Source organism: Micromonospora sp. CA-111912, from assembly GCF_050948415.1.
In the GTDB taxonomy this organism is placed as follows: Bacteria; Actinomycetota; Actinomycetes; order Mycobacteriales; family Micromonosporaceae; genus Micromonospora.
The window spans coordinates 5,275,070-5,295,648 of the sequence record NZ_CP192007.1; the positions used below are offsets into that span (position 1 = coordinate 5,275,070).

General features: G+C 73.7%; 19 protein-coding genes. All 19 read right to left on the reverse strand.

Annotated features, from left to right (window positions below; all coding sequences use genetic code 11):
• Window positions 1–21: 21 nt before the first annotated feature.
• The 19 genes from ACQPZO_RS21715 to ACQPZO_RS21805 all read right to left on the reverse strand — a co-directional run bounded on the left by ACQPZO_RS21715 (window position 22) and on the right by ACQPZO_RS21805 (window position 20,579).
• A complete protein-coding gene (locus ACQPZO_RS21715) occupies window positions 22–966 on the reverse strand; it encodes an RluA family pseudouridine synthase (RefSeq protein WP_433343524.1) in 945 nt (314 codons plus the stop codon).
• A complete protein-coding gene (gene lspA, locus ACQPZO_RS21720) occupies window positions 963–1,577 on the reverse strand; it encodes a signal peptidase II (protein WP_433343526.1) in 615 nt (204 codons plus the stop codon). Before lspA ends, ACQPZO_RS21715 begins: the two co-directional genes overlap by 4 nt.
• A 62-nt stretch (window positions 1,578–1,639) precedes the next feature.
• Window positions 1,640–2,059 carry a TraR/DksA family transcriptional regulator gene (locus tag ACQPZO_RS21725; protein WP_433343528.1) on the reverse strand — a complete coding sequence of 140 codons (420 nt, stop codon included), beginning with the start codon at window positions 2,057–2,059 and terminating at the stop codon, window positions 1,640–1,642.
• Between the two features lie 224 nt (window positions 2,060–2,283).
• Window positions 2,284–3,789 carry a potassium/proton antiporter gene (locus ACQPZO_RS21730; RefSeq protein WP_433343530.1) on the reverse strand — a complete coding sequence of 502 codons (1,506 nt, stop codon included), beginning with the start codon at window positions 3,787–3,789 and terminating at the stop codon, window positions 2,284–2,286.
• A gap of 22 nt (window positions 3,790–3,811) precedes the next feature.
• Window positions 3,812–4,111, reverse strand: coding sequence for a DUF167 domain-containing protein (locus ACQPZO_RS21735; RefSeq protein WP_433343532.1), 300 nt, complete (start codon window positions 4,109–4,111; stop codon window positions 3,812–3,814).
• A gap of 6 nt (window positions 4,112–4,117) precedes the next feature.
• Window positions 4,118–4,816 (reverse strand): hypothetical protein, encoded by a 699-nt coding sequence (locus ACQPZO_RS21740; protein ID WP_433343534.1) that lies wholly within the window; start codon window positions 4,814–4,816, stop codon window positions 4,118–4,120.
• A 73-nt stretch (window positions 4,817–4,889) separates the two neighbouring features.
• Window positions 4,890–5,690 (reverse strand): DivIVA domain-containing protein, encoded by an 801-nt coding sequence (locus ACQPZO_RS21745; protein WP_350884920.1) that lies wholly within the window; start codon window positions 5,688–5,690, stop codon window positions 4,890–4,892.
• Between the two features lie 52 nt (window positions 5,691–5,742).
• Complete coding sequence (locus ACQPZO_RS21750) at window positions 5,743–6,045, reverse strand: YggT family protein (RefSeq protein ID WP_161690198.1); 303 nt, start codon at window positions 6,043–6,045, stop codon at window positions 5,743–5,745.
• A gap of 29 nt (window positions 6,046–6,074) precedes the next feature.
• Window positions 6,075–6,785: a cell division protein SepF gene (locus ACQPZO_RS21755; protein ID WP_433343537.1), complete on the reverse strand. Its 711-nt coding sequence runs from the start codon at window positions 6,783–6,785 to the stop codon at window positions 6,075–6,077.
• Between the two features lie 188 nt (window positions 6,786–6,973).
• Window positions 6,974–7,720, reverse strand: a complete 747-nt coding sequence (locus tag ACQPZO_RS21760; protein ID WP_433343538.1) for a YggS family pyridoxal phosphate-dependent enzyme — start codon at window positions 7,718–7,720, stop codon at window positions 6,974–6,976.
• Between the two features lie 9 nt (window positions 7,721–7,729).
• A complete protein-coding gene (ftsZ, locus tag ACQPZO_RS21765; RefSeq protein ID WP_433343540.1) occupies window positions 7,730–8,845 on the reverse strand; it encodes a cell division protein FtsZ in 1,116 nt (371 codons plus the stop codon).
• A gap of 272 nt (window positions 8,846–9,117) precedes the next feature.
• Window positions 9,118–9,900 (reverse strand): cell division protein FtsQ/DivIB, encoded by a 783-nt coding sequence (locus ACQPZO_RS21770; RefSeq protein WP_433351138.1) that lies wholly within the window; start codon window positions 9,898–9,900, stop codon window positions 9,118–9,120.
• A gap of 32 nt (window positions 9,901–9,932) precedes the next feature.
• A complete protein-coding gene (murC, locus tag ACQPZO_RS21775; RefSeq protein ID WP_433343542.1) occupies window positions 9,933–11,402 on the reverse strand; it encodes a UDP-N-acetylmuramate--L-alanine ligase in 1,470 nt (489 codons plus the stop codon).
• A gap of 34 nt (window positions 11,403–11,436) precedes the next feature.
• Window positions 11,437–12,543, reverse strand: coding sequence for an undecaprenyldiphospho-muramoylpentapeptide beta-N-acetylglucosaminyltransferase (murG, locus tag ACQPZO_RS21780; protein ID WP_433343544.1), 1,107 nt, complete (start codon window positions 12,541–12,543; stop codon window positions 11,437–11,439).
• A complete protein-coding gene (locus ACQPZO_RS21785; protein WP_433351140.1) occupies window positions 12,543–13,949 on the reverse strand; it encodes an FtsW/RodA/SpoVE family cell cycle protein in 1,407 nt (468 codons plus the stop codon). The genes murG and ACQPZO_RS21785 overlap by 1 nt, the downstream gene beginning before the upstream one ends.
• Window positions 13,950–14,205: 256 nt before the next feature.
• A complete protein-coding gene (gene mraY, locus ACQPZO_RS21790) occupies window positions 14,206–15,342 on the reverse strand; it encodes a phospho-N-acetylmuramoyl-pentapeptide-transferase (protein WP_433343545.1) in 1,137 nt (378 codons plus the stop codon).
• Window positions 15,339–16,739: a UDP-N-acetylmuramoyl-tripeptide--D-alanyl-D-alanine ligase gene (locus ACQPZO_RS21795; protein ID WP_433343547.1), complete on the reverse strand. Its 1,401-nt coding sequence runs from the start codon at window positions 16,737–16,739 to the stop codon at window positions 15,339–15,341. Before ACQPZO_RS21795 ends, mraY begins: the two co-directional genes overlap by 4 nt.
• Window positions 16,736–18,298, reverse strand: coding sequence for a UDP-N-acetylmuramoyl-L-alanyl-D-glutamate--2,6-diaminopimelate ligase (locus ACQPZO_RS21800; RefSeq protein ID WP_433343549.1), 1,563 nt, complete (start codon window positions 18,296–18,298; stop codon window positions 16,736–16,738). Before ACQPZO_RS21800 ends, ACQPZO_RS21795 begins: the two co-directional genes overlap by 4 nt.
• Window positions 18,299–18,350: 52 nt before the next feature.
• Window positions 18,351–20,579: a peptidoglycan D,D-transpeptidase FtsI family protein gene (locus tag ACQPZO_RS21805; RefSeq protein WP_433343551.1), complete on the reverse strand. Its 2,229-nt coding sequence runs from the start codon at window positions 20,577–20,579 to the stop codon at window positions 18,351–18,353.

Consider the following 20,579-nt stretch of genomic DNA (forward strand, 5'->3'; position numbering starts at 1 on the left):
GAGTCTCGGTGGGACGTCGGCTCAGTCGCGGAGGATCTCCAGCGCCCGTTCCAGGTCGGCCGGGTAGTCGCTGACGAAGGTCACCTCGTCGCCCGTGCGCGGGTGCACGAAACTCAGCGACCGGGCGTGCAGCCACTGCCGGCCCAGGCCCAGCCGGGCGGACAGCGTCGGGTCCGCGCCGTAGGTGAGGTCGCCCACGCAGGGGTGGCGCAGGGCGGAGAAGTGCACCCGGATCTGATGGGTCCGGCCGGTCTCCAGCCGGACGTCCAGCAGGCTCGCCGCCGGGAACGCCTCCAGCGTGTCGTAGTGGGTGACGCTGGGCTTGCCGTCGGAGACCACGGCCCACCGGTAGTCGTGGTTCGGGTGCCGGTCGATCGGGGCGTCGATGGTGCCGCGCAGCGGGTCCGGGTGACCCTGCACCACGGCGTGGTAGCGCTTCTCCACCTCGCGGTACTTGAAGGCCCGCTTCAGCGCGGTGTACGCCTGCTCGCTCTTGGCCACCGCCATGATCCCGGTGGTCCCGACATCGAGGCGGTGCACCACGCCCTGCCGCTCGGCGGCGCCGCTGGTGGAGATCCGGTGCCCGACGCCGGCCAGCCCGCCGATCACGGTCGGACCGGTCCAGCCGGGGCTGGGGTGGGCCGCCACGCCCACCGGCTTGTCCACGACCACGATGTCGTCGTCGGCGTACACCACCCGCAGGCCGGGAACCGTCTGCGGCGCCACGGTCGGCGGGGCGGGCGGGGCCGGCAGCGTCACCTCCAGCCACGAGTTGGCCTTGACCTTGTGCGAGTTGGGCCGGGCAGCGCCGTCGACCAGCGCGTCACCGGCGTCGACCAGGGCCGCGGCGGCGGTGCGGGAGAGCCCGAAGAGCCGGGACACGGCCTGGTCGAGCCGCATGCCGTCCAGTCCGTCCGGCACCGGCAGGGAACGCTGGTCGCCGCCCGCGGCGAACGCCGCGGTCACGCCCGCTCCCGCTGTCCGGCCGGGACCGCGTCGGCGGACTTGTCCCTGCCGAGCCGGGAGCCGTCACGCTGACGCCCGGTGAGTTCCAGCACCACGGCCAGCACCACCCCGCAGAGCAGCGAGCTGTCGGCCAGGTTGAACACCGGCCATACCTGGCCGTACGGGTCGAAGAGGCTGATCATGTCGACCACGTGGCCGACGAAGTGGCCGGGGGCCCGGAAGATCCGGTCGCCCAGGTTACCCAGCGCCCCGCCGAGCACCAGACCGAGCGAGACCGCCCAGGGCAGCGAACGCAGTCGCAGGGCCATCCACCCGATCCAGCCGACCACCCCGATGGTGATCAGCGGGAAGATCCAGGTGTGGTCGCCGCCGATGCCCCACGCCGCGCCGCTGTTGCGGGTGAGGCTGAGGTAGACCGCGCCGCCGAGCAGCTTCACCGGCTCCCTGTCGCTGAGCTCGAGCAGGGCGAGGTGCTTGGTGAGCAGGTCGGCCAGGAACGCCACCAGGGCGACCGCGACGAGGATCACGATCGCCCGGTGCCGGGCCGGGGGCGGGGCCCCGCCCGGCTCGGCGGTGCCGGTCTCGGACCCGGCGGGCGGTGTAGCCGTCATCTGCTCCCCATCGACGCTCTCGGCGGTGATCGCTCACCGTCCTGATCGGCCGGGGAGCGAATTCAGCGCCGCTCCTCCAGCTGCTTGCACTTCACGCAGAGCGTCGCCGACGGGAAGGCGGCGAGCCGCTCCACCGGGATCGGGTCGCCGCACCGCTCGCACCAGCCGTAGCCGCCCTCGTCGAGCCGCTCCAGCGCCCGCTCGACCTGCGTGATCCGTTCCCGGATGCTGTTGGCGAGTGAGATCTCCTGCTCACGCTCGAACGTCTTGGTGCCGGTGTCGGCCTGGTCGTCCCCGGCCGAGTCCGTCAGCCGGTCGCGCTGCAGCTCGGTGATCTCGCTCAACGTCTGATCGTACTCGGCGCGCAACTCGTCCCGCCGCGCTGCCAGGGCCGCCCGGATCTTCTCGGTCTCGGCGGCGCTGCGGGTGGCCTTGGCCGTCGGCTTGCGGCCGGCGGTCCTGGTGTCGGCTGGCTTCGCCATCGTCGCTCCCTAGCGCCGCGGCGCCGCGGCGCTGCCGCGGCCCCTGGACAGGGGTCGCCGGCCTGGCGCCCCCAGGTAACAAAACGGGCGCACGGCAACGGTCGCCGCGCACTCCGGAGGTTGGCAAGAATACGGAACGTACAGGCGTCCGACAACGTGCCGCACCGCCGCCCCGCCATTCCGCCCCGAAAAGCCCTCAAATGGGCAAAAAGAACGCTAGCAGATCAATCGTCGCGATCCTCGCCGTACTCGCCAAACCACCGGGCCAGGCGTCCCCGGCGGCTGACCGCGCGCAGCCGCCGCTCAGCGGCGTCCCGCACCCCCGACGTCGCCACGATCAGCAGGCTGTCGCCGGTCTTCAGCCGGGTGTCCGGGCCGGGCACGAAGCCCGTCCCGTCGCGCAGCACCAGGGTCACCGAGGCGCCCACCGGCAGCCGCAACTCGTCCACGTGGACGCCGGCCAGCCGCGACTGCGGGGGCACCTCCAACTGGAGCAGGTCCGCCCGCATCCGCTCCAGCGGGGCGCTCTCCACCCGGATCTCCGCCGGCTCCGCCGGCGCGGTCACCCCCAGCCAGCGGGCGGCCGGGGCGAGGGTGCCCGCCTGGAGCAGGGTGAAGATGACCACCAGCACGAAGACCGCGTCGAAGAGCCGCTCCGCGCCCGGCACCCGCTCCGACAGCGGAATGGTCGCCAGCACGATCGGCACCGCACCGCGCAGCCCGGCCCAGGACAGGAACGCCTGATCGCGCAGGCCGAACCGGAACGGCCAGGCGGACACCGCCACCGACAGCGGCCGGGCCGCCAGCACCAGCGCCAGCCCGGCGACGATCGCCGGCAGCAGCGCCGCGTCCAGCCGGGCCGGCGAGGCCAGCAGCCCCAGCAGGACGAACAGGCCGATCTGGGCCAGCCAGGCCAGCCCGTCGGCGAAGCCGAGGATGGCCTGCCGATGCGGCAACCGGGCATTGCCCAGCAGCACCCCCGCGACGTACACGGCCAGGAAGCCGGAGGCGTGCAGCACCGCGCCCGCCGCGTACGCGAGCACGGTGAAGCCGACCGCCGCGATCGGGTAGAGCCCGGCCGAGGGCAGCGCCGCCTTGCGCAACGCCGCCCGGCCGGCGAGCCCGACGCCCAACCCGACCGCGACGCCCACGCCCAGCTCGTAGGCGAGCAGCAGACCCTCGTACCACCACGGGTGGGCGGCCTCGGCGGCCGCCCGGGACAGCAGCACCACCAGCAGCACCACCGGGGCGTCGTTCATCCCCGACTCGGCCTCCAGGGTGGCGACCAGCCGGGGCGGCAGGCGCAGCCGGCGCAGGGTGGCGAAGACGGCAGCGGCGTCGGTCGAGGAGAGCACCGCGCCGTAGAGCATGGCCAGCCGCCAGTCCAGCCCGAGCAGCAGATGCACCGCCAGGCCGACCACCAGAATGCTCACCACCACCCCGGCGGTGGACAGCACCGCGGCCAGCCCGAGCACCGGTCGCAGGGCGCTCCACCGGGCGGTCAACCCGCCCTCGGCGATGATCACGATCAGGGCGCAGAAGCCGAGGGTGCGGGTCAGCTCGACATCGTCGAACCGGATACCCAACCCGGACTCGCCGATCGCCATGCCGAGCGCGAGATAGACCAGAAGGCTCGGCACGCCCAGCCGGGTGGAGAAGCGGACCGCGCCGACGGCCACCAGCAGCACCCCGGCGCCGAGCAGCAGCGTGAGGTCGAACCCGGGGGTCATGCCGGCCCGGGGCGGGCAGCCGTCACCGGTCGGCCCCGTCGCGCAGCCGGCGCAGCGCCTGCGCCAGCTCCGGCGACGGCCGCTCGACGAGGAAGAGCTTGTCCCGGCTGGCCGAGCCGGCCCGCAACGACACGGCCGCCGGCCGGACGCCGAGCGCCTCGGCCAGCGCCCGACGAGCCGCCTCGGTGGCCCGGCCGTCGACCGGCGGGGCGTTCACGGCGATCACCAGGGCCGGCCCGTGCGGGCCGTCGTGCCGGCCGCCGACCCGGGCCCGGGCTGCCCCCGGCTTCACCCGCACGGCAACGGTGAGCATGTCGTCCATCGGGTGTCAGAGTGGCCGGGCGTCGGCGAGCAGGAAGGTGTCCGGCGCGCAGCCGGCGCACGGGGTGAAGCCCAGCCGGACGGCCTCGGCCACCGGCAGCGGCTCGGCGACACGGCCGAACAGGTGCGAGCAGTCGGCCAGGTGATAGCGGGGCCGCCCGTCGACGACCTGGACCTCGTCGTCGAGCTGAGCGACCAGCGCGGCGTCCGACGGGGACACCCGCAGCGCGGGCGGCTCGTCCGGCGGCGCCGCGGCCTGGTCCGGGTCGGCCGGACCGGCGTACGGGTCCTCGGCCGCGTACGGCTCCCCGTCGTCGTGCGGGTCCTCGGTTGCGTACGGCTGCCCGTCGTCGTGCGGGTCCTCCCCGACGACGGCCGACGACCCGGGTGGTTGCCGCCACCCGGTGTCGTCGGCACCGATCGTCGGGGGAACATGTTGGGCCGGGATGTCCGCCCCGGCCGGGAAGTGAGACTCGGCCTCCGGGTCGTCGCCGGCCGGTCGCCGGCGGACCCAGGTGGCGTCCGGATCGGAACGCCCGGCTGCCGCCCGGGTGGCGGCTGCCTGGCGGGCACCGACCACCAACGCGACGGCGGCCAGCAGGCTGGCCGCGATGGAGGCGGTCAGCGGCAGGCTGGAGCCACCGGTGAGGCCGACCACCAGGAGCACGACGGCGACGAGGATGAGCAACAGGCTTACGACTATCACGGCTCACCCCCGCCGCGTCGGATTCAGGTGGGCGTGGTCGGCGGTCGTCCCCACGACGACCGCCGTACCGGAATCAGCGACCCGACTCCAGGGCGCCGGACCGACCGCCGCTGTACGAGCCGGCGAGGCCGGCTGCCGCGAGGCCGTTGCTGCCGCCCACGGCCCGGCTGCCCTCGCGGGTCATCTCGGCCTCCAGGCCCTGACCGCGGCCGTCGAGGTCGCGCAGCTGGCTCTCCAGGTACGCCTTGAGCCGGGTGCGGTACTCCCGCTCGAACTGCTTGAGCTCCTCGATGTGCTTCTGCAGCGCGGTGCGCTTGGCGTCCAGGCCGCCCATGGCCTCCTGGTGCCGCTGGCGGGCGTCGCGCTCCAGGGCGTCAGCCTTGGAGCGCGCCTCACGGGTGACCTCCTCGGCGTTCGAACGGGCCTCGGAGAGCAGCTGGTCGGCCTCCCGACGGGCGTCGGAGACGTGGTCGTCGGCGGTGCGCTGGGCCATCATCAGCACCCGCAGCGCCTGCTGCTCGCCGTCGCCGGCCACGGCAGGGCCGCCCTGGGTACGGACCTGCTCCAGCTCGGCCTGCATCGCGCGGGCGGCCTGCTCGGCCGCCGCCTTGTCACGCTGCACCCGGTCGAGCTGGGCCTTGACGTCGTTCAGCTCGGCGGCGAGCCGGGCGTCACCGCCGGGGCCGGCGGGAGCGCCGCCACGGCCGCCACGCTCCACCTGGGCGCGCAGCTCGTTGTTCTCCTCGATCAGACGGGCAAGCTCACGCTCGACCTCGTCCAGGAAGGCGTCGACCTCCTCCTCGTCGTACCCCCGCTTGCCGATCGGCGGCTTTTTGAAGGCGACGTTGTGTACGTCGGCCGGGGTCAGCGGCATCGAAACTCCTCGGGTCAGTTGCGGCCGCGTAGCGGGCTGGGCCTGCGGGTGTTCACCACCCGCGGATCAGCCGCTTCAACACGAACTCCATCAGCACGAACAGGATAACCAGGAGCACAAGGGAGGCCAGGTCGATGCTCACGGTACCAATGCGCAGCGGAGGGATCACACGCCTCAACGCCTTCAGAGGCGGATCAGTGACGCTCCACACGGATTCCAGTCCCGCCGTCGCCCCCCGCCCCGGCTGCCAGCGGCGGCCGTAGGCGAGCACCGCGCTGAGGACAAACCGGGCCAGAAGAATGATCAGGAAGACATACAGAATCAGGTACAGGACTTGCAGCAGGATCGACAACACAGCAGGCGACGTCCCTCGGTCGGCCGGGGCTAACTCAGGCTGAAGAACCCGCCCTCGGCAATCTTGGCCTTGTCCTCTGCGGTGACCTGGACGTTGGCCGGTGAGAGCAGAAACACCCGGTTGGTCACGCGCTCGATCGTACCGCGCAGGCCGAACGCCAACCCGGCGGCGAAGTCGACCAGTCGGCGGGCATCCGCCTCGTCCATCTCGGTGAGGTTGATGATCACCGGAACGCCGTCCCGGAAGTGCTCCCCGATCGTGCGGGCCTCACGGTACGTGGTCGGGTGCAGCGTGGTGATCTGGTACCGCTGCTCCTCCTCGGCCGGCACCGCCCGCTCCCGGGCCTGCCCCTGCGGGGCCAGGGCCAGGTTGTCCCGGGTGTGGTAGCTCAACGTGCCCGAGCCGTCACCGGCGGAGTTGCGGGTGATCGACCGGACGCTGGACCGGTCGGCACGCTCGCGCTCGACCCGCTCCGGACGGTCGGACTCGGCCCGGTCGGTGTCCAGCGCGCGGCTCGCGGAGCGTTCGGTCAGCCGGCCCCGCTCCCCTGCCCGGGGTCGGGGAGCCGGCGGCTCGTCGGCCTCGTCGTCATCGTCGTCGGCGAACTCCTCCGCGTACCGGCCCTGCCGGTAACGCGACTCGCGGTAGCCACCCTTTTCGTAGCCACCGTCGTCGTAGGCCCGCTCGTCGTCCTCCTCGACCAGACCGAGCCAGACCCCCGCCTTGCGCAGTGCACCCATCCCGCGCCCTTCCGTCCGCCGTGCGGCACGCGCCCCCGTGCCGTGTCGCTTCTCGCGGGTAGACAACTGCCCACCGGACCGGAACGGCAATCCCCGGCCCGCGATTCGCGGTCACGGGCCCGACCCCCTGGCAACGGGACGCCGCTCCTGAAACAACACTGATGTAATTTGCTTCTCTCGCGGTCAGGCTACCGCAGCGTGGAACGCATTCCGAGCAACGCGCTGCCGACGCGGACATGTGTCGCGCCGTACCCGATCGCGGTTTCCAGGTCGCCGCTCATTCCGGCGGAGAGCATGACCGCCTCCGGGTGGGCGGCCCGGAACTCCCGCGCCACCTCGGCCAGCCGGGCGAACGCCCGCTCCGGCTCCCAGCCCAGCGGGGCCACCGCCATCAGCCCGGCCAGCCGCAGCCCCTCCGCGCGGGCCACCGCCTCGGCCACCGGGTGCAGTCCGGCGTCCGGGTCGGCCGAGCCCGGCAGCGCGCCGCCGCGGGTCGGGTCGCCGTCGATGCTGACCTGGATCAGCGCGTCGACGGGCCGATCCCGGCCGGCCACCGCAGCGGCGCCCAGCGCCCGGGCCAGCCGGGCGCTGTCGACCGACTGGACGACGTCGGCGTACCTGACCACCGAACGGCACTTGTTGCGCTGCAACTGCCCGATGAAGTGCCACCGCGGCCTCGCCCCGGCGGCGGCCACCTCGGCGGCCTTGCCGGCCGCCTCCTGGTCCCGGTTCTCCCCCACCTCGGTCACCCCGAGCCCGGCGAGGGCCAGCACGTCGGAGGCCGGGTACGTCTTGGTGACCGCGACCATGGTGACCTCGGACCGGGCCCGCCCGGCGAGCGCGCAGGCGTCGGCGATCCGGGCCTGGACCTGAGCCAACCCGGCCGCCAGCTCGGCCTGGCGGTCCGGGAGCACGGTCGGCTTCGCGTCGGTCATGGCCGCCGGTCAGGATCCGTTCTTGAGGAAGTCCGGCACGTCCACGTCGTCGAAGAGCACCCGACGCGGCGACTGGGTGGGCGCCGGCATGGTGGTCTGCGGCGTGGCCGGCGGGGTGGGCTGGGTCGGCTGGTTCTGGTTGGTCTTGCGGCTCGTCTCGACCGCCTTGTACGCCGGGGTGCCGCCGTCGAAGCCGGCGGCTATCACGGTGACCCGCACCTCGTCGCCGAGCGCGTCGTCGATGACCGCGCCGAAGATGATGTTGGCGTCCGGGTGGGCCGCGTCGGTGACCAGTTGGGCCGCGTCGTTGATCTCGAACAGGCCCAGGTCGGAGCCGCCGGCGATGGAGAGCAGCACGCCACGCGCGCCGTCCATGCTCTGCTCCAGCAGCGGGCTGGAGATGGCCGCCTCGGCCGCCTCGACCGCGCGGTTCTCCCCGCGCGCGCTGCCGATGCCCATCAGGGCGCTGCCCGCGCCGCTCATCACGCTCTTGACGTCGGCGAAGTCCAGGTTGATCAGACCCGGAGTGGTGATCAGGTCGGTGATGCCCTGGACACCGGAGAGGAGCACCTGGTCGGCGGTACGGAACGCGTCCATCATGCTGATGTTGCGGTCGCCGAGCGCCAGCAGCCGGTCGTTCGGGATGACGATCAGCGTGTCGCACTGGTTGCGCAGCTCGTCTATTCCCGCCTCGGCCTGCACCTGGCGGCGCTTGCCCTCGAACGAGAAGGGCCGGGTGACCACGCCGATGGTCAGCGCGCCGAGCTTGCGGGCGATGTTCGCCACCACCGGCGCTCCGCCGGTGCCGGTGCCGCCGCCCTCGCCGCAGGTCACGAAGACCATGTCGGCGCCCTTGAGCACCTCCTCGATCTCGTCGCGGTGGTCCTCGGCGGCGTTCTTGCCCACGTCCGGGTTGGCGCCCGCGCCGAGCCCGCGGGTCAGCTCGCGGCCGACGTCCAGCTTCACGTCGGCGTCGCTCATCAGCAGCGCCTGCGCGTCGGTGTTGATCGCGATGAACTCGACGCCCTTGAGCCCAACCTCGATCATCCGGTTGACGGCGTTGACGCCGCCACCCCCGATGCCGACGACCTTGATGACCGCCAGGTAGTTGTGCGGAGGTGTCATCTCCGGTCCTTTCCCTTCGAGATTGGCATGGGCCGACCCCACACGGCTTGGCCAGACCAGCGTCGACATCAGCTTGTCCCTGCGAGGCCGAGCTGAACCCTCACCCTCTACTAGAGGCTTACAGTTATGTCAACTACTGATCCTCTTCGGGGCAACGTAAGCGGCCTCACGCCCGGAGCCAAGGACCCGCCCGGCGTGTCGCCGCCCGGAGAGGGCCACGCCTCACTTCCGCCGCCCACCGGCCACCCCGGACGGCCCCACTGACCGGCCGGTCACTTGAAGGTGACCACGTCCGGAGCGCTGACGTCGATGGTGTCGGCCTCACGACCGAGCAGGGCCGTGGCCACCCGGGCCTTGTCCGCGCCCCGGGTGGCGTCCCCCCAGACCACGGTCCGGTCGCCGCGCAGCCGCAGGCTGATCCGGGCCAGCCCCTCCACGGTCACCTCCACCAGTTGCCCGCGAAGCTGGGGAGTGAGCACGCCCAGCACCTCCAACCCGGCCCGGGTGCCGGGGTCCTCCGGGCCCGGCCGGCCGACCCGCACCACCGGCAGGCCGTCCGGCTGCCGTGGCAGGGACCGGAAGACCACCCCGGAGCGGTCGACCACCGCGAACGCGCCGCCCTGCGGCACCGTTGCCACGGGCGTCCGCTCCACCACCCGCACCACCAGCGTGCCCGGCCAGTCCCGGGTGACCGTCGCCCGCTCCACCGGGGCCAACGTGCCGATCCGCCGGCCGGTGCCGGCCAGGTCCACCCGGGCCAGCGGAAAGTCGTCCGGCACCGCGGCGGCCTCACGGACCTGCACCGCGCTGACCAGTTCGGCGCCCTCCACCCGGACCTCGCGCACCCCGAGCAGGCCGGTGCCGAAGACCGTCCAGCCCACCAGCGCGGCCAGGGCGAACACCCCGGCGGCCACCGCCCAGGGCAGCGCCGCGCGCATCCGGCGCTGCCGGGCCCGGGCCATGAACCGCCGGGTGGACGGCGGCACCGCGTCGGTGCCGGCCCGGACCAGCTGCCAGCGGCGCACCGGCCCTCGCCGACCGCCGCCCGGGTCCACGCCGGCGGTACGGCCGCGCGCCGGACCGGGGCTCATCCGGCGGTGGCCGCCGAGCCGTCCGGTCCGACGGCGGCGGCGTCACCGGAGCGGGCCGTCAGGGCGTCCAGGAGCTGGTCGCCCATCAGCGAGATCGGCGGCGCACCCATGGTCACCACCACGTCACCGGGGCGGGCCCGGCGGACCACCTCCACCGGCGCGTCGTCCCAGGAGTCCACGAAGACCTTCCGTTCGGCCGGCAGCGACACGGCCTCGACCAGCGCGGCCGAGCCCTCACCCGGCTGGCGCAGCTCGCCCGGCCCGAAGACCTCCAGCAGCACCAGCTCGTCGGCGATGTCCAGCGCCGCGGCGATCTCCGCCTGCAGGTCCCGGGTCCGGTAGAGCCGGTACGGCTGGAACACCACGATCACCCGCCCGTCGCCGGCCACCTCACGCAGCGTCTGCAACGCCAGGGTCATCGACGTCGGGTGGTAGGCGTACTCGTCGTAGACCAGCACGCCGTCGGCCACACCCTTGCGCTCGAAGCGCCGCCGCACCCCCGGGAACGCGCCGAGCGCGGCCTCCGCCGCCTCGACCGGCAACCCCAGCAGGTACGCGGTCAGCACCGCCGAGGCGCTGTTGAGCCCCATGTGCCGCCCCGGCACCGGCAGCCGGATCTCACCCAGCGAACGGCCGTCCACCTCGGCCAGGTAGCGCACCCCCTGGGCGGACGAGACGATGTCGCTCAGCCGCAGGTCGGCGTCGGGCGCCTCGCCGTACGTGTGCACCCGGCGGCCCTCGGCCCGCAGCGTCTCGGCCAGCCGCCGCCCGCCCGGGTCGTCGGCGCAGGTGACGATGAACCCGTCGGGGTCGGTGAGCCGGGCGAACTCGGCGAACGCCGCCTCCAGGGTGGCCAGGTCGCCGTAGGTGTTGAGGTGGTCCGCCTCGATGTTCGTGATGACCGAGACGTACGGGCGGTAGATCAGGAACGAGCGGTCGCTCTCGTCCGCCTCGACCACGAAGTGTTCGCCGGTGCCGTGGTGCGCCCCGGAGCCGACCTCGGAGATCTCCCCGCCGATGACGAAGGACGGATCGACGCCGGCCTGCTGGAGCACCATCGTCACCATCGAGGTGGTGGTGGTCTTGCCGTGGGTGCCGGCCACCGCCACGGTCCGCCGGCCGGTCATCGCCGCGGCCAGGGCCTCGGAGCGGTGCAGCACCCGCAGCCCGCGCCGACGCGCCTCCACCATCTCCAGGTGGTCCTGCGGGATCGCCGAGGAGTAGACCACGGTGTCGACGCCGTCGAGGTTGGACACCTCGTGGCGGGAGTGGATGGTCCCGCCGAGGGCGCGCAGCCCGGCCAGCGACGGCCAGTCCCGCAGTTCGCTGCCGGAGACCGGCAGGCCCCGGGTGAGGAAGAGCCGGGCCAGCCCGCTCATCCCGACCCCGCCGACCCCGATCAGGTGGATCCGGCCCAGGTCCTCGGCGGTCAGTGTGCCGGCCGGGGTGAACTGCGCGGTGTTCATGACGGGTACCTTCCGGTCTCGACGGCCCTCGCACTCATTTGGCCACCGCCTCGTAGACGAAGTTCAGCAGCACCTCGTCGCCGTCGCGCCGCCCGTAGGCCGATGCGGCGGCGCCCATCGCGGCGAGCCGGTGCGGGTCGCGGATCAGCGGAATGATGGTGCGCTCCACCCAGGCCGGGGTCAGCTCGGCGTCGTCGACGAGCAGCCCGCCGCCGGCCTCCACCACGGGCAGCGCGTTGCGCTTCTGCTCCTGGTTGCTGTGCGGGTACGGCACGTAGACGGTGGGCAGGCCGATCGCCGCGACCTCGGCGCAGGTCATCGCCCCGCCCCGGCCGAGCATCAGGTCGGCTGCCGCGTAGCCGATCTCCATCTGGGACAGGTACGGCAGGGTCACGTACGGCACCGGCAGGTCGGTGGGGATCGGCACCGGCTCGTTGCGGGCACCCATCACGTGCAGCACCTGCACCCCGTGCCGGGCCAACTCCTTGGCCGCCCCGGCCACCGCGAGGTTGATCGAGCGGGCACCCTGCGAACCGCCGGCGACGAAGAGCACCGGCAGGTCGGGGCGGAGTCCGAAGTGGGCGCGGGCGGCGGCGGCGTTGGCGGCCCGGTCCAGCCCCGCGATGCCCCGGCGCAGCGGCACGCCGACGACCCGGGCGTCGCGCAGCGCCTCGGCCTGCGCCGGCTGGTGCGGGAAGCCGACGGCCACGTTGTCGGTGAACTTCATGCCGAGCCGGTTGGCCACCCCCGGCGGCACGTTGACCTCGTGGATGACGATCGGCAGCTCGCGCCGCCAGGCGGCGAGGTAGCCGGGCACCGAGACGTACCCGCCGAAGCCCACGACCACGTCGGCCCGGACCTCGTCGATCACCTTGCCCGCCGCGCGGGCCGCCTTCCACATCCGGTCCGGGGTGCGGACCAGGCTCATGCTCACCGACCGGGGAAGCTGGTACGCCGGGATCTGCCGCAGGTCGTAGCCGGCCGGCGGGATCAGCTCGTTCTCCAGGCCCTTCGGTGTGCCGAGGCAGGTGATCCGGACGCCCGGGTCGTGTCGGCGCAGGCAGTCGGCGAAGGCGAGCAGCGGGTAGATGTGGCCACCCGTGCCCCCTCCGCAGAGCACCACCGAACGCAGCGGACCCATCAGCGTCTCCTCTCGCTCGCCGTCCCGCCCCGGGCCCGGTCGGGCCGGGCGCCGCGGGATGCGGCCTGGTCGTCCTCGCGCCGCCCTCGGGACCGGGGTACGGACCCACGGTCCGGCGGCGGCGGCGCCGGACGGCGGCGCCGGCCGGGAAGCGGCGGCAACGGGGCCCAGAGTAGTCGGACCCATCGGGCGGGCGGACGGGCATGCAGGGCTCGGGCCGCGTCGGGTTCCGCGCGGGCGAACGAGGCCAGCATCCCGATCGCCGCCAGGGTCACCACCAGGGCGCTTCCGCCGTCGGAGATGAACGGCAGCGGCACGCCGGTCATCGGCATCAGGCCGATGACCCCGCCGATGTTGATGATCGCCTGGCCGATCAGCCAGGTGGTCGCCCCGGCCGCGGCGAGCCGGCGGAACGGGTCCTCCACCCGCCGGGCGATCCGCAGGCCGGTGTAGCCGAGCACCGCGAACAGGGTGATCAGCACCACGCAGCCGACGACGCCCAGTTCCTCGGCGAGCACGGCGAAGATGAAGTCGTTGTGCGCCTCGGGCAGCCAGCCGAACTTGAGGCTGCTCTTGCCCAGCCCGACGCCGAACCAGCCGCCGTGCTCGATGGCGTTGCGGGCCTGGACCGGCTGGTAGCACCAGGTCTCGAAGCACTTCGCCGGATCGGGCGGGTTGATGAAGACGGTCAGCCGGGCCAACCGGTAGTTCTCCTGTCCCTTGGCCCCCGACCCGGCGCCGAGCGAGGCGGCGGCGACCAGCAGGCCGATGCCGACCAGGCCGATCACCGACAGGACCGCGAAGACCTTGGCCCGTACCCCGGCCGCCCAGAGCAGCCCGACGACCAGGGCGAGCAGGCAGAGCATGGTGCCGACGTCGTTGTAGCCGACCAGCACGAACAACAGCGCGACCACCGGGAACAGCGGGGTGGCCAGCTCCTTCCACCAGCCGAGCCGGGCGCCCTTGCGGGCCAGCACGTCGGCACCCCAGAGCACCAGCGCGAACTTCGCCAGCTCGGACGGCTGGAGCTGGATGCCGCCGATGAACAGCCAGAGCAGTTCCGCCTTCAGCGGCCCGATCCCCTGCACCCCGAAGAACGAGTTCAGGGCGAGCAGCAGGTTGAGCACCAGCAGCAATCCCACCGCGATCCCGAGCGCGATCCGGGCGACCGAGCGGTAGGTGCTCGCCGGCAGCCGCTGGCAGACCCAGAACGCCACCACCCCGATCACCGCGAAGATGGCCTGCTGGGTGAGGTCGGCGAAGGCGTTGCCCTCCTCGGCGTAGTTCTTCACGCTGGTGGCCGAGAAGACCATGGTCAGGCCGATCACCAGCAGCAGACTGGCGCTGGAGATCAGCAGGTAGTACGAGGCCAGCGGCCGGGCCAGCAGGCCGCGCAGCGCCGCCAGCCCGCCTGCGGCGTCCAGGCCGAACCCCGGCGCCGGGCCCGGCGGATCGGCGGTGCGCCCACCCCCCGCCGCCCGCCTCGGAGACGTGTCGATTGTCGTCGTGCCGGTACCTCGGTCCTCCCCCACCCGCCCATCATGGCGAATGCGACCGGCCCGTTCCCGCCGAACGCCGTGGTCGGCGTGTCGGACCGGCGAAAAGGAGGGCCCCCTGCTATCGCAGGAGGCCCTCCGGACGGCTCAGGAGCCGCGGGGCGGCTCAGCCCATCGCGGCCAGGAAGTCGCTGTAGAACAGCCCCAGCGCGATGGCCACGCCGATCCCGGCGATGATCCAGAACCGGACCACGATGTTGACCTCGCTCCAGCCGGCGAGCTCGAAGTGGTGCTGCAGGGGCGACATCCGGAACACCCGCTTGCCGGTGGTGCGGAACGAGATGATCTGGATGACCACCGACATCGTGATGATCACGAACAGCCCGCCGATGATCGGCAGCAGCAGGATGGTCCGGGTGGACATCGCCATGCCGGCGATCAGGCCGCCCAGGCCCAGCGCCCCGGTGTCGCCCATGAAGATCCGGGCCGGGGAGGTGTTCCACCACAGGAAGCCGACGCAGGCCCCGGCCGCCGCCCCGGCGATCAGCGCGATCTCCAGCGGATCCCGGACGGTGTAGCAGTAGTTGTTCGGGTTCGCCGTGTACGCCGGGTCGGCGCACCAGTGCCGGTACTGCCAGAACGCGATCAGCGCGTACGCCGCAAGGACCATCACCGACGCGCCGGTGGCGAGGCCGTCGAGGCCGTCGGTGAGGTTCACGCCGTTGGTCGCCGCCATCACCACGAAGATGAAGATGACCACCGCGCCGATCTTGCTGATGTCCAGGGCGGGGATGTCCCGGATGAAGCTCAGCGTGCTGGCGCCCACCGTCTCGGTGTTGGTGGCCGCGCCGGTGGCGTCGGTCATGCTGCTCGGGAAGTACAGCGCGACGACGCCGAAGACCGCGCCGACCAGGATCTGACCGGCCAGCTTGCCCCGCTTGTTGAGCCCGCCGCTGTTCCGCTTGCGGACCTTCAGGAAGTCGTCGATGAAGCCGACCGCGCCGGAGAAGACCATCAGACCCAGCAGGAACAGCGCGGTGATGGTCGGCTCGACCTGGGCGATCTGCGCGTCCGGCAGGGTGGTCAGGGCCAGGTGCCCGGCGACGTACGCGATGACCGTGGCCAGGATGAAGACCACGCCGCCCATCGTCGGCGTGCCCTTCTTGCCCTCGTTGCTGGCAAGCCCGAGGTTCGATCGGATCGGCTGGCCGGCCTTGAGCCGGGCGAACACCTTGATCGCGATCGGGGTGCAGAAGAGCGAGACGAGGAACGCCACCCCGATGGCGATGATCACCGCCCTCATGCGGCGGCCCCCTCGCCCGTGGCGTCGACGCGCAGCGCGTCGGCCACCTCCCAGGTGCGGTACCGGGAGCCCTTCACCAGGACCACGTCCCCCGGTCGTAGTTCGCCCCGCAGCATCTCGACGGCCGCCGCCTGATCGGTGAGCAGCACCGACTCTCCTCCCCAGTCCTCTACCGCTGTCGCGCCCTCATGGATCGGCGCCGCCGGCTCGCCCACCACGAGCAGCCGGTCCACCCCCAGCCCGGCCGTGAGCCGGCCGACCTCCAGATGTCCGTCCCGTTCGTACGGCCCCAGCTCGGCCATGTAGCCGAGCACCGCGAGCGTGCGCCCCCCGCCGCGCATGCCGGCGAGCGCCTGTAGCGCCACCGCCATCGACGCCGGGTTCGCGTTGTACGAATCGTCAATCACCGTCACGCCGTCGGGGCGCTCGAAGACGTCCATCCGACGGGTGGAGACCAGACCCAGCTCGCCCAGAGCGGCGGCCAGCTCGGTCAACGACATGCCCAGCTCCCGGGCCACCGCGGCGGCGGCCAGCGAGTTGGAGACCTGGTGCCGGCCGGTCAGCCCGAGCCGCACCGGCGCGCTCCCCTCCGGGGTCACCAGGGTGTACGACGCCCGGCCCCGCCCGTCCAGGGTCACGTCCACGGCCCGGACGTCGGCATGCGCGGCCTCGCCGTAGCGGACCACCCGGGCCCGGGTACGCCCGGCCATCGCGTCGACGAGCGGGTCGTCGGCGTTGAGCACGGCCAGCCCGTCGGCCGGCAGCGACTCGACCAGCTCCCCCTTGGCCAGCGCGATGTTCTCCACCGAGCCGAACTCGCCGAGGTGCGCCACGCCGACGTTGAGCACCACGGAGATCCGGGGCGGCACCACCTCGCACAGGTAGCGCACGTGCCCCACCCCCCGGGCGCCCTTCTCCAGCACCAGGAACCGGGTGTCCGGGTCGGCCCGCAACGCCGTCCACGGGTGCCCCAGCTCGTTGTTGAACGACCCGGGCGGGGCCACCGTGGGGCCGAGCCGGACGGTGAGCTGGGCGATCAGGTCCTTCGTGGTGGTCTTCCCGGACGAGCCGGTCAACCCGATCACGGTCAGTTCGGGCAGCCGGTCCACCACGGCCCGGGCCAGCCGGCCCATCGCGTCCAGGGCGTCGGCGACCAGCACCATCGGCACCCCGGGCACCTCCCGGGTGCCGAGCACCGCGACCGCGCCGGCCTCGACGGCCGCGGCGGCGTAGTCGTGGCCGTCGACCTTCTCCCCGGGGAACGCCACGAACAGCGTCCCGGCGGACACCTTGCGCGAGTCGAACTCGACCGGGCCGGTCACCCGGGCGGCCGGGTCGGCGGCGAGCAGCCGGCCGTCGACCGCCCCGGCCAACTCGGCCAGCGTCAGCGGGATCATCGCTGACCCGCCAGGTCGCCGAAGCGGGCGCGCAGCGCGTCGGCCAGCTCGGTCCGGTCGTCGAACGGCAGCACCTCGCCGCCGACCTCCTGCCCGCGCTCGTGGCCCTTGCCGAGCACAGCCACCACGTCGCCCGGGGCGGCCAGCCGGACCGCCTCGTCGATCGCCGCCCGGCGGCCGGCCACCTCGACGATCCGGGCCGGGGCCCCGGCCCGGTACGCCCCGGCCAGCACCTCCGCCCGGATCGCGCCCGGGTCCTCGGTGCGCGGGTTGTCGTCGGTCACCAGCACCACGTCGGCCCCCTGCGCGGCGGCGGCGCCCATCGCCGGCCGCTTGCCCCGGTCCCGGTCGCCGCCGGCGCCGATGACACAGATCAGCCGCCCGGCGCTCAGCTCGCGCAGCGCGGCCAGGGCGGCCACGATCGCGTCGGTCTTGTGCGCGTAGTCGACCACCCCGCGCACCGGGCCGGCCGTGGAGACCAGCTCCAGCCGGCCGGGGACCCCGCCGCAGGCGGCCACCCCGGCGGCGGCGGTCTCCGCGTCCACCCCGGCGGCGACCAGCGCGGCGATGGCCAGCAGGGCGTTGGCCACGTTGTGCCGCCCGGGCAGCGCCACCCCCGCCGGCACGGTCAGCCCGTCGGGGCCGTGGGCGGTGAACCGCTGGGCGTAGCCCTCGCCGTCGACATCGCCGGCGTACCAGGTGGCGGTCGGGTCGCCGGCGGCCGAGTAGCTGACCGTGGCGGGCCTGAACAGCGGGCGCAGGGCCGGGTCGTCGTGGTTGAGCACCTCGACCGCGCAGCGCCCGTCGAACAGCTGGGCCTTCGCGGCGAAGTAGTCCGCCGAGTCGGCGTGGAAGTCCAGGTGGTCGGAGCCGAAGTTGGTGTACCCGCCCACGGTGAACCGCACCCCGCCGACCCGACCCATCGCCAGGGCGTGGCTGGAGACCTCCATGACCAGCGCGGTCACGCCGCGTTCCCGGGCTGCGGCGAGCATGGCGTGCAGGTCGGTGGCCTCCGGCGTGGTCCGCACGCTGTCGACCACCAGGTCGCCCAGCCGGGTCTCCACCGTGCCGATCAGCCCGGTCACGTGGCCGGCGGCGCGCAGCCCCGACTCGACGAGGTAGGCGGTGGAGGTCTTGCCGGCCGTTCCGGTGATCCCGATGACGGTCAGCCCGGTGGTGGGATCGCCGTAGACGGCGGAGGCGAGGGCGCCGAGCACCGCGCGGGGGTCGGGCACGATCAGCGCGGGCAGGCCCGCCGCGGCCACCGCCGGGGCGCCGGCCGGGTCGGTCAGGGCGGCCACCGCGCCCGCCGCCGCCGCGCCGGCGGCGAACTCCGCGCCGTGCCGACGGGCGCCGGGCAGCGCGGCGTACAGGTCGCCGGGGCGGACCTCCTGGCTGGCGTGGGTCACCCCGGTCACCGCGACGTCGGCGGCGCCTGGCGGCGGCTCGACGGCGAGCCGGTCGGCGAGATCGCCGAGCCGGAGTCCGGTAATGGTACGGGGGCGTGGATTGCCGGGCACGGCGTCAGACCCTACCCGGTCGTCCGGTCCCGAGCGCACAGCCGCCCCGGTGGTTCGTCCCCACTCACCGATGATGTCCCCCCGCGCCTGGTCAGCGCGGAAAGACCTCGAACTTGGGCGGCTTGGCCGCCGACGGGGGAACCCGGTACCGGCTGAGGGTGAAGCCCATGATCTCGCGGAAGGCCGGCGCGGCGACCGCCCCGCCACCGCCCTCGGGGCTCCACACGAAGACCGCCACCACGAACCGCGGGTTGTCCGCCGGTGCCATCCCGATGAACGAGCCGACCTCGCCGGGCTGCTGCTTGCCGTCGACGTAGCGCAGGCCGGTGCCGGTCTTGCCGGCCACCTGGTAGCCGGGCACCGCCGCGGCGAGCCCGGTGGCCCCGTCGACCGTGGTGACCGCCTGGAGCAATTTGCGCAGCTCCGCCGCGTTCTGCGGGCTGAGCACCGAACGGGTGACCGGTGCCTTGCCCGGGGTTCGGCTACCGTCCTTCCCGTTGATCACCTCTTTGATCAGGTGCGGCTGGACGTAGGTGCCGTTGTTGGCGATCGCCCCGTACGCGGCGGCCATCTGCAGCGGCGTGGCGTCGACGCTGTGCCCGATCGGCACCGACCCGTACGACGACCCGCTCCACTGCTCGACAGGGAGCAGCCGGCCACTGGCCTCGCCCGGCATGCCCTCGCCGGTGGGCTGGCCGAGCCCGAAGCGCTTCTGGTAGTCGATCAGCCGGTCCGGGCCGAGCTTGTCGGCGATCTCGATGGTGCCGACGTTCGACGAGTACGCCAGCATCCCGGCGAGGCTCATCGTCTGCCCGTTGACCGGGTGGGTGTCGCGGAAGACCTCGTCGCCCCTGCGGATCGTGTTGGCGACCGGCAGCGCGGTGTCGGGCGTGACGACGCCCTCCTGGAGCGCCGCGCCGAAGGTGATCGCCTTGTGGATCGAGCCGGGGTCGACCACGAAGCTGGTGGCGGCGTCCTCCCGGTCGGTGGGGTCGCTCTCCTCGTGCTTCGCGGCGTTGTAGGTGGGGTGGCTGGCCTGGGCCAGCACCTCGCCGGTCGGCACGTCGAGCACGACGGCCACGCCGACGCTGCCCCGAGCCTTCTCCGTCTGGTCCTTCAGCACCTGCTGCGCCTTGAACTGGAGGTCCCGGAGGATGGTCAGCTCCAGGGAGCTGCCCGGCTTGGGCGGGGTGGTGCGGCTGTAGCCGCCCGGGATGGGGGCGCCCAGGTCGCCCTGCCCGGCCTCGTACACCCGGCGGCCGTTCTCGCCGCGCAGCAGGTCGTCGTAGCGGGCCTCCAGGCCCTCCAGGCCGACCATGTCCTGGCTGGTGAAGCCGAGCAGGTTCGCGGCCAGGTCGGCGCCGGGCACCTCGCGCCGCTCGTCGCGGTGCACGCCGATGCCGTCGAGCTCCAGCGCCATGATCTTCTTTGCGGTGGGGATGTCGACGCCGCGCGCCAGGTACTCGAACTGGGACGCGAGGCCGTCGTCCCGGGTGCGCGGCTTCATCCGCCGGGCCAGTTCGGAGGCGGGCAGGCCGAGCAGGGGCGAGAGCGCCCGCGCGGCCGCCGTGCGGTCCTTGACCCGGGTGGGGTCGGCGAAGACGTACCGGGCCTCGACGCTGTGCGCCAGCGGGGCCCCGGTGCGGTCGTAGATGGCCCCCCGGGGGGCGGGCAGGTCGACCCGGGTCAGCCGGGCGGCCAGCCCGCCGCCGGCGTACGCCGGGGTGTCGACGGCCTGGAGGAAGACCAGCCGGACGCCGATGGTGGCGAACAGCGTGAGAACGAGCAGGGTGCCCAGGCGCAGCCGGCGCCGGGGGTCGGCCAGCCGGGGCGGCTTGCGCGGCTTGCGCGGCGAGCGCCGGGCGGCGGGCCGCTCCGGGCGGCGCGGGGCGCGCGGGCCGCCCCGGCGGCGCGGCGGGAGCGGCGCGTCATCGTCGTCGTCGGCCGGCGTGCGGGCCGGCCGGGCCTGGACGGTCCGGATCACCCCGGAGCGCCCGGCCGGCACGTTCTCCCGCCGGCCCGTGCGGGTCGAGCCGACCCGGCCGCCGTCGAGCACCTGCAACGCCGGCCGGAACGGGTCGCCGCCGGCCCTGGTGCTGCGGGGGGTACGCCGCTGCTCGGCGCCCCCGGTGCCCGGCCGGCCGAGCGCGCCGTCCTCCTCGCGGATGGTCCGTCCCCGGGGGGTGTACGCCCGCGCGTCGGAGATGCCTCCCACGCCGGGCTCGCCGGCGCGCGACTCGCCCCGACCGCGGGTGGAGCGCGACGAACCGCGCCGGGACCCCGTGGGGTCCCGGCGCGGTTCCTCCGATCTCGGTGGCAC